This is a genomic window from Natronospira proteinivora (assembly GCF_024170465.1).
GTDB classification, from domain to species: domain Bacteria; phylum Pseudomonadota; class Gammaproteobacteria; order Natronospirales; family Natronospiraceae; genus Natronospira; species Natronospira proteinivora.
Genome location: NZ_JALJYF010000001.1, coordinates 58463 through 67584 on the forward strand (window position 1 = coordinate 58463; position 9122 = coordinate 67584).

8 protein-coding genes and 1 other RNA gene are annotated in these 9122 nt (G+C 64.0%); all 9 read left to right on the forward strand.

Translation table 11 applies throughout. From position 1 onward, the window contains the following. Positions 1-2 precede the first annotated feature (2 nt). The 9 genes from rsmI to mraY all read left to right on the forward strand — a co-directional run bounded on the left by rsmI (position 3) and on the right by mraY (position 9110). On the forward strand, positions 3-848 hold the full coding sequence (rsmI, locus tag J2T60_RS00310) for a 16S rRNA (cytidine(1402)-2'-O)-methyltransferase (protein WP_253443829.1): 846 nt from the start codon (positions 3-5) through the stop codon (positions 846-848). Between the two features lie 51 nt (positions 849-899). Next, positions 900-1272: RNase P RNA component class A (gene rnpB / locus J2T60_RS00315), an RNA gene on the forward strand. Between the two features lie 347 nt (positions 1273-1619). Further along, positions 1620-2078, forward strand: coding sequence for a division/cell wall cluster transcriptional repressor MraZ (gene mraZ / locus J2T60_RS00320; RefSeq protein WP_253443831.1), 459 nt, complete (start codon positions 1620-1622; stop codon positions 2076-2078). 144 nt (positions 2079-2222) lie between these two features. After that, the gene (gene rsmH, locus J2T60_RS00325; RefSeq protein WP_253443833.1) at positions 2223-3167 is read left to right on the forward strand and encodes a 16S rRNA (cytosine(1402)-N(4))-methyltransferase RsmH; all 945 of its coding nucleotides are present in this window, start codon (positions 2223-2225) and stop codon (positions 3165-3167) included. Next, entirely contained in the window at positions 3164-3430 is a 267-nt protein-coding gene (ftsL, locus tag J2T60_RS00330) for a cell division protein FtsL (RefSeq protein WP_253443835.1), read from the forward strand. The genes rsmH and ftsL overlap by 4 nt, the downstream gene beginning before the upstream one ends. Then, positions 3427-5139, forward strand: a complete 1713-nt coding sequence (locus tag J2T60_RS00335; protein ID WP_253443837.1) for a peptidoglycan D,D-transpeptidase FtsI family protein — start codon at positions 3427-3429, stop codon at positions 5137-5139. Before ftsL ends, J2T60_RS00335 begins: the two co-directional genes overlap by 4 nt. Beyond that, positions 5136-6647: a UDP-N-acetylmuramoyl-L-alanyl-D-glutamate--2,6-diaminopimelate ligase gene (locus J2T60_RS00340; protein WP_253443839.1), complete on the forward strand. Its 1512-nt coding sequence runs from the start codon at positions 5136-5138 to the stop codon at positions 6645-6647. Before J2T60_RS00335 ends, J2T60_RS00340 begins: the two co-directional genes overlap by 4 nt. Then, positions 6644-8020 (forward strand): UDP-N-acetylmuramoyl-tripeptide--D-alanyl-D-alanine ligase, encoded by a 1377-nt coding sequence (locus J2T60_RS00345; RefSeq protein WP_253443841.1) that lies wholly within the window; start codon positions 6644-6646, stop codon positions 8018-8020. The genes J2T60_RS00340 and J2T60_RS00345 overlap by 4 nt, the downstream gene beginning before the upstream one ends. 1 nt (position 8021) lies before the next feature. After that, positions 8022-9110 carry a phospho-N-acetylmuramoyl-pentapeptide-transferase gene (gene mraY / locus J2T60_RS00350; protein ID WP_253443843.1) on the forward strand — a complete coding sequence of 363 codons (1089 nt, stop codon included), beginning with the start codon at positions 8022-8024 and terminating at the stop codon, positions 9108-9110. Positions 9111-9122 lie beyond the last annotated feature (12 nt).

Genomic DNA, 9122 nt, shown 5'->3' on the forward strand with positions numbered 1-9122 from the left:
TTGTGCAGCAAAGCGGTACGCTTTACATCGTGGCTACGCCCATCGGCAATCTTGATGACGCCTCCCCCCGCCTCAAGACCGTCTTGAGCCGCGTGGATGCCATCGCCTGCGAGGATACCCGCCACAGCGGCCGCTTCCTGCAACATCTGGGGATACAAAAACCGCTGCTCTCCCTGCATGAACACAATGAAGATCAGCGCCTGCCGGCCTTGCTAGGACGCTTGCAGGGCGGCGAGTCACTGGCGCTGATTTCCGATGCCGGAACCCCACTGCTCAGCGATCCCGGCTATCCGTTGGTTAGAGCCGCAGTTGCGGCGGGAATTCCCTTAAGCCCCATCCCGGGTCCCAATGCCGCGATCGCCGCCTTGTCGGTTTCCGGGCTGCCCCCCGAGCCGTTTCGCTTTCTGGGTTTTCCGCCGCGCCAGGGTGGTGCCCGGCGCAAATGGTTCCAGACTCTGGCCAAGGTGCCGGATACGCTGCTGTTCTATGAGTCCATCCACCGCCTGGGCGCCACCCTGGCCGATCTGGCCGAAGCCATGGGGGGAGAGCGCCCGGCCATGGTGGGCAGAGAGCTGACCAAGCGGCATGAACAGCTTCGCCACGGCAGCCTGGACAGCCTGGCCGAATGGGCGGCCACCGCCAGTGAGGCGAAGAAGGGGGAGGCGGTGATCGTCGTAGGGGGTTGGTCCGGGGCGCCGTCGGAGGAGGCCAGTCTGGACGTGGATGCCCTGTTGAAGGCCCTGGATGCTGAGCTGCCACCACGAAAGGTTGCCACGGTGGCCGCCCAGGTCACGGGATTGAACAAGAATGCCCTGTATCAACGGCTGATGGAGCGGCGGCAGGACTGATTCACGCAAAAAGGCTTGAACCCGGATTCCTGGGGGTGTCTAATGCGCTCGGGAGTCGACCGGGCGGTCGCGGTGGCCTTCGGGCCACGGAGGAAAGTCCGGGCTCCGCAGGGCAGGGTGCCAGGTAACGCCTGGGGGGCGTGAGCCCACGGAAAGTGCCGCAGAAAACAAACCGCCGATGGCCTCTTCCGAGGCACAGGCAAGGGTGAAAAGGTGCGGTAAGAGCGCACCGCGCGCCTGGCAACAGTGCGTGGCACGGTAAACCCCACCCGGAGCAAAGCCAAATAGGGGAACCAGTGCGCCTCGAGCGCACGACGTGCGGCCCGTACGTGTTCCCGGGTAGGCTGCTTGAGGCGGGTGGCGACACCCGTCCCAGAGGAATGACCGTCCTCGACAGAACCCGGCTTACAGGTCGACTCCCGTTTCATCCAAGACCGGGGCGCATTAGCGCCCCGTTCGCTTTTTGGCCCCGTCAGCGCTGTTCCCCGGTGCTCAACCCCGCCGGATTCCCGCCACTTTGGTGGAAATCCGCTCCAAAGTCTTTATTTCCTCCTTAAGTAGTCCTCGTAACTCCCTGATTTTTCGATCCATAAGGGCTCGGTATTTGCCTGTGGATATCGTCGTAACTATTTGACTGGCGGTGGGATTTTTTCTTGACAGGGGGTGAGAACGCTACCTATAGTGTGACGAAGTGGTGAAAAGTGGGAAAAAATGGGTTAAGTGCCCTTCCCGCTCGGACCGATGGAGCGAGCAGAGGAGTGGACCAAGGACGTGTTTAGAGGTGTCAACAATATCTCGCTGGATACCAAGGGGCGGATGGCCATCCCCTCGAAGTATCGCGAGCATCTGCGGGAAGAGCACGAGGGGCAACTCGTGGTCACCGTGGATCGTGATGCCTGTCTGTTGATCTACCCCCATTCCGAATGGGAGGTCATCGAACACAAGCTCAATCGCCTGCCCAGCTTCAATCGCCAGGCCCGACGCCTGCAGCGCCTGTTGGTGGGGCATGCCACGGAAGTGGAAATGGATGGTCATGGCCGAGTCCTGCTGCCTGGCCCCTTGCGTGAGTTCGCGGGGTTGGAACGAAAGGTGGTCATGATCGGTCAGGGCAACAAGTTTGAACTCTGGGATGAGGCGCGCTGGAAGGAGCAGCGCGATGCCTGGATGCAGGAGGAGCTGGACGACGACAGCCTGGAATTGCCAGCCGAACTCGAATCGCTTTCCCTTTGAGTCGGTTGATGTCTGTCGTTTTCCCCTCCTCCCCAAGTAAGGCCGGTGGTTCCGGCAAGCGATGGCGAGCACTGTGCCACCTCTCGTGGACAGCGTGCCCCGCCATTCGGACTCCGTCCCACGGGGACGGTGGAGGCCAGCGAAATGGCGCCAACTGAGCAAAGCCAGCATAACCATCTACCGGTTCTGGCGGAGGCGGCCGTGGCGGGTCTCGCACCAAAGCCGGATGGCATCTATCTGGATGGAACCTACGGCCGGGGCGGACATGCTGCGCTGTTGCTGTCCCATCTGGGAGACGCGGGCCGCCTGATACTGATTGACCAGGATCCGGAGGCCATTGCTCATGCCGAATTACGGTTTGCGGGTGACCCCAGGGTACAGATTTTTCACCGTTCCTTTTCGGCGCTGGCGGAGATCGCCACCGAAGCCGGGGTGGTCGGGCAGGTGGATGGGATTCTACTGGACCTGGGTGTGTCCTCGCCGCAGCTGGGCGACCCCGGGCGAGGGTTTTCCTTCTCCGCCGGCGGACCGCTGGACATGCGCATGAATCCCCAGGCGGGAGAGAGTGCGGCCCAATGGTTGGTCCGGGCGGATGAGAAAGAGATCGCCTGGGTACTCAAGACCTATGGCGAGGAACGCTTTGCCAGGCGGATTGCCCGGCGAATCGTGCAGACCCGAACAGAGGAAACAATTGAAGACACCGCCCGGCTGGCGGAGCTGATCCGTCAGGCGGTGCCGTCGTCACCGCCGGGACGGCATCCAGCTACCCGCTCCTTTCAGGCGATCCGCATCCATGTGAATGGAGAGCTGACGGCACTGGAGGCAGCCCTGGATGCCCTGGTTTCGGTTCTGGCACCGGGTGGGCGCGCGGCACTGATCAGTTTCCACTCCTTGGAAGACCGGCGAGTGAAGCAGTTTATTCGAGGCAATCAGGATCAGCCCAAGGTGGTGGCGGGCGTGCCCCTGCCGGAGGCCACGCCCCCACCCTTGCGTGCCGTGGGTAAGGCCATCCGGGCCAGCGAGGCGGAATTGGCGGCCAACCCACGGGCGCGTAGTGCGGTCCTGCGGATTGCGGAGCGGCGCGTATGAACCTGCGAGTGAGCATTCTGTTGGCCTTGCTTCTGGTGGTGGTGACTGCCCTGAGCCTGGTTTGGGCGCGGCATGAGTCGCGAGTTCTGTTCGTGGAACTGCAAAGCCTGGAGTCCGAGCGGGATGAAATGAATATGGACTGGGGCCGTCTGCAGCTGGAGCAGAGTGCCTGGGCCACCAAGGCCCGAATTGAACGAATCGCCCGGGAAGAGCTGGATATGCAGCGCCCGGTGGATGTGGAAATGGTGTTGGTGGAGCCGTGAGCGAGCAGCAGCAACAAGCCGGACGCTGGCGACGTGGGGTGGTCCTGGGCGGCCTCGCGCTGGTGGTCTTCGCTCTAGTAGCGAGGGCGGTGGAGCTGCAGGTCGTGGATCGGGACTTCCTCCAGGACCAGGGGCAGGCACGGCATCTGCGGGTGCTGGAAGTGCCGGCCCATCGGGGCATGGTGGTTGACCGTCACGGCGAGCCCATGGCGGTAAGCACCCCGGTGAACTCCATCTGGGCGCATCCGGGGGAGCTGCTGGCCGCAGAGGGCCGCTTGCCGGATCTGGCGGAAGCCCTGGGGCTGGATGCCACCCGTCTGCGCATGCGCCTGGAAGCCCGGCATGACCGGGAATTTGTTTACCTCAAGCGCCACTTGGCGCCGGAGCAGGCCGATGCCGTGTTGAGTCTCGGTGTTCAGGGTGTCTACAGCCAGCGGGAATATCGCCGCTTCTATCCGGCCGGGGAAGTAGCCTCCCATGTGCTGGGTTTTACCAATATTGACGACCGGGGCCAGGAAGGCCTGGAGCTGGCCTTTGAAGGCTGGTTGCGGGGTGAGCCGGGGGCCAAGCGGGTGCTCCGTGATCGCCTGGGCCGGGTGATTGAAGATGTGGAAAGCATCCGTCCGCCTCGTCCCGGTTCCGATCTGACCACCAGCATTGATCTGCGTCTGCAGTATGTGGCGTATCGGGAGCTGAAAGCCGCGGTGAGCGAGCATGGTGCCGAAGCCGGCTCAGTCATCCTCATGGATCCGTCCAGCGGTGAGATCCTGGCCATGGCCAGCCAGCCTGGCTACAACCCCAATAACCGGGCCGGTGTCGCCCCCCCCCAGATGCGCAATCGAGCCGTGATTGACCTGATCGAACCGGGGTCGGCCATCAAGCCCTTTATCGTGGCCGCAGCCCTGGAAGCCGGCGATATTCAGATCGATGATCGTTTCGATACCGCGCCGGGCCGCAAGCGTTTCGCCGGTCACACGGTCAGCGACATCCGTAGCTTTGGCGAGCTGGATGTTACCGGGATTCTCAAGCGCTCCAGCAATATCGGCGCCACCCTGATTGCCGAGCAGTCGGATGCGGAAACCCTGTGGCAGATCCTGAGACGGATTGGTCTTGGTGAACTGACCACCAGCGCCTATCCGGGGGAAGCACCGGGCCGACTGCGGCACTGGCGGGAATGGCGTGAAATTGATCAGGTTACCGCGGCCTATGGCTATGGATTGTCCACTACCCCTCTGCAGCTGGTGTCGGCCTATGCGGCCCTGGCCAATGGCGGCGTGCTGCCGGAAGTGAGTTTGATCAAGCGGGAAGAAGCCCCGGCCGGAAAGCGGGTGATGGACGAGGAAACGGCCGGGACGATCATGGGCATGCTGGAAACCGTTACCCAGCCAGGCGGTACCGGAACCCGAGCCGGCGTGGAGGGTTATCGGGTGGCGGGCAAGACCGGCACCGTCAAGAAGAGCGGTGCCCGTGGCTATGAGGATGACCAGTATCAGTCGGTGTTCGCCGGTGCCATCCCGGCTTCTCGGCCCCGCCTGGTGGGGATCGTCATGATTGATAACCCGCGCGGCGAGCAATTTTACGGCGGTGCGGTGGCCGGGCCGGTTTTCAGCCGGGTGATGGCCGATGCCATGCGCCTGCTGGACGTGCCCCGGGACCAGATTGAGCCGGAGCTGGATAGCGTGGTTGTGCGCGCGGGAGGGGCCTCATGATGACCGCTGAGCAGCTTAAGCCGCTTTCCCTGTCCATGCTACTGGACGGTATCGCCCCGATGAGCGAGGACGAGGATCTGGTGCCCGAGCATCTCAGCCTGGATAGCCGGCAGATCGCCGAGGGCGGGCTGTTTCTGGCTTGCCGGGGCAGTGGCGGCCATCACGGTCTGGACCACGTGGAGCAGGCCGTGGCACAAGGGGCCGTGGCCCTGTTCTGGGAGCCGGCTGCGGATCGCAAGCCGCCGGCACTGGATATTCCCGTGATTGCGGTGCCCGAACTGTCCCGGCAAGCAGGCCGGATCGCGGCCCGATTCTACGGCGATCCTTCTCGTCATCTGCGGGTGATCGGTGTGACCGGCACCAATGGCAAGACATCCATTGCCCATGTCCTGGCGTCGGCTCTGGACGCTGAGGGTCGGGGCGCCGGGTTGGCTGGCACCCTGGGGGTCGGTCGTCCGGGCCAGCTGGCCCCGGTGCGCCACACCACGGCCGATGCCGTCACCCTCCAGGCCCAATTGGCGGATTTGCAGCAAAGCGGCGCCCGCTATGCGGCCATTGAGGTGTCCTCTCATGGTTTGGCCCAGCACCGGGTCTCGGCGGTTCGTTTCCGGGGGGCGGTGTTCAGCAATCTCAGCCACGACCACCTGGACTATCACGGCAGTGAGTCCGCCTATGCCCATGCAAAGCGGCGCTTGTTCGAGCACCCGGAACTGCAATGGGCCGTGATCAACGCCGACGACTATTGGGGCGAGCACATGGCGGGCGCCCTGGAGCGCTCCGTGCGTGCCCTCTGGATCAGTGAGCAGCCCCTGGCCGGACAGTCCGGCGATGCCCTGCGTCACCAGCCCGTTCTGGGCAGTGACGGCATGACGCTCTCGATAAGCGGAGCCCTGGGCGAGGCAACGATCCATTCCAAATGGCTGGGACGATTCAACGGATTCAATCTGGCCGCGGCCTTTGCCGCATTGCGGCTGGAAGGCCTGTCCTGCAAGGCCGCTGTTCAGGCCTTGGCCTCGGTTCCGCCGGTGCCGGGCCGAATGGAACGATTCGGGGGCGGTCGGCGACCCATGGTGGTGGTGGATTACGCCCATACTCCGGATGCCCTGTCCCAGGCCCTGCAAAGCCTGCGGGAACACACCCGGGGCCGGTTGTGGTGCCTGTTTGGCTGCGGCGGCGAGCGGGATCAGGCCAAGCGGCCGCTGATGGGCCGGATCGCCGTGCGCCTGGCGGATGAAGTGATCATCACCGATGACAATCCCCGGGGTGAGCCGGGGGAGCAGATCGTTGCCGATATCCTGCGCGGCGCCGGGCGCGATGCCCGCGTCTGCCGCAATCGGGCCGAAGCCATGGAGCAAGCCGTGACCCGGGCCCGTCCGGGGGATGTGATCCTGGTGGCCGGCAAGGGGCATGAGGAAGAGCAGCTTGTCGCTGATCAGCGGATCCGTTTCAGCGATCGTGACTGGGCCCGCCATCTGGTGGGCCCGGGGAACGGGGAGGAGGGCGCATGAGCCGCTGGACCTTCTCACAATGGGCGGACGTGACCGGTGGACGCCTTGACGGTGAAGACCGGTCTTTCGATGCGGTGTGCACCGACAGCCGTGCCCTGGTCCCCGGCAGTCTTTTCGTGGCCATCCCCGGGCCGCGCTTTGACGGTCATGATTATGCCCGCGCGGCCCTTGATGCCGGTGCGGCAGGCGTTCTGGTGGCTTCGGGCCGGGCCGATGGGCTGTCTCCGGCGGTCGTGGTACCCGACACAATGAAGGCCCTGGCCGACTTCGCCCGTTATTGGCGGGATGGTCTGGAGGGGCCGGTACTGGCGGTCACCGGTTCCAACGGTAAGACCACCGTACGTTCCCTGCTGGCGGCGATCATGACGCAGCACTGGCCGGACCGGGTTCTGGCCACGGAAGGGAACTATAACAATGAGATCGGCCTGCCCCTGACCTTGCTTCGCCGCCGGACCGAACATCACGCCGTGGTCTTGGAACTGGGAGCCAACCATCCTGGAGAGATCGCCCGTCTGGCGGCCATTGCCCGTCCCCAGGTGGGGTTGATCACCAACGCCGGCCCGGCCCACCTGGAAGGCTTCGGGGATCTGGACGGGGTGGCCCGGGCCAAGGGCGAACTGATCGAGGCCCTGCCCGTGGACGGGGTGGCCATTCTCAATGCCGATGATCCCCGCCTGCCCATCTGGCACGAGCTTGCCGGTGATCGGCCCCGCATCGAATTTGGCCTCAAGGCCGGTGATGTTCGTCCCTTGAGCAAGCCAGAACTGGGCCGGGATGGTTGCCAGCTTGAGGTGACCACGCCGGTGGGTGAATTCGAGCTCAGCCTGCGTTTGCCCGGCGAACACAATCTGATGAATGCCCTGGCGGCTACGGCCGCTGCCCTGGCCGCCAATGTGCCGCTGGAAACCATTCGCCGGGGGCTGGCATCGGTGGGCCCCGAGCCGGGCCGTCTGCAAGTACTCCCCGGCCCTGCCGGCAGCACCCTGGTCAATGATTGCTACAACGCCAATCCTGGTTCGCTGAAAGCGGCCCTGGATTGGTTGAGCCGTCAGCCCGGGCGCCGCTGGGTATTGCTGGGCGACATGGGAGAGCTGGGCGAGGGTGCTGAAGCCGCCCATCGGGATGCCGGCGAATGGATTCAGGCCGCCGGCGTTGAGCGTTTGTTCACCCTGGGCGAGCTGGCCGGGTTGGCCGGTGCCCGATTCCAGGGGGGCAGCCATTTCCAGACTCGGGCAGCACTGATCGACACGCTGGCCGAGGAACTGCACGAGGACGTTACCTTGCTGATCAAGGGCTCGCGGTCCATGGGGCTGGAGCAGGTCGTGGAACGCCTCCGGGAAACCCAGGATGTCATGGCGGGGAGAGGAGACTGAGATGCTGCTCTGGTTGACTGAATACCTGACCCATTTCCACACCGGTTTCTCGGTGTTTCAGTACCTGACCCTGCGGGCGATTCTGGGGGTGCTCACCGCGCTGGCGTTTTGTTTTATCGCTGGACCGGCCATGATTCGGCACCTGAGTCATTATCAGATCGGCCAGCATGTCCGGGATGACGGTCCCGAGACCCACTTGGTGAAGGCGGGCACCCCGACCATGGGCGGGGCCCTGATCCTGCTGGCCATCACCGTCAGCACCCTGCTCTGGGGGGACCTGGAAAACCGCTACACCTGGGTGCTGATCGGCGTGACCCTGGCCTTTGGTGCCATCGGCTGGGTGGATGACTGGCGCAAGCTGGCCCTGGGCAACTCGGCCGGCCTGTCCGCCCGAAGCAAGATTTTCTGGCAATCCCTGGCGGCCATCGGCACTGCCTGCTTTCTGTATTTCACCGTCCCGGAGGGCGGCGGGCCCGAGACCCAGCTGCTGATTCCCTTCCTGAAGGATGTCTTGCTGCCGCTGGGTGGCTTTTATCTGCTGCTGACCTATGTGGTCATCGTTGGCACCAGCAATGCGGTCAATCTTACCGATGGCCTGGACGGCCTGGCCATTCTGCCGGCGGTGATGGTGGCCGGTGGCCTGGGCATCTTCGGTTATGCCTCCGGCCATCTGCACTTTGCCGAATACCTGGGGATTCCCTTCATTCCGGGCGCCGGCGAGGTGGTGGTGTTTTGTGGCGCCATGATGGGGGCCGGGTTGGGTTTCTTGTGGTTCAACACCCATCCGGCCCAGGTCTTTATGGGGGACGTGGGCGCCCTGGCACTGGGCGCCGCCCTGGGCACCCTGGCGGTGATCACCCGCCAGGAAATCATTCTCATCATCATGGGCGGGGTTTTCGTGATGGAAACCCTGTCGGTGATCGTGCAAGTCACCTCCTACAAATTGACTGGCCGCCGCATTTTTCGCATGGCGCCTCTGCATCACCACTTCGAACTCAAGGGATGGCCCGAGCCTCGGGTCATTGTGCGTTTCTGGATCATCACCGTGATTCTGGTGTTGATCGGTCTTTCCAGTCTCAAACTGCGTTAGGAGCGGCTAACG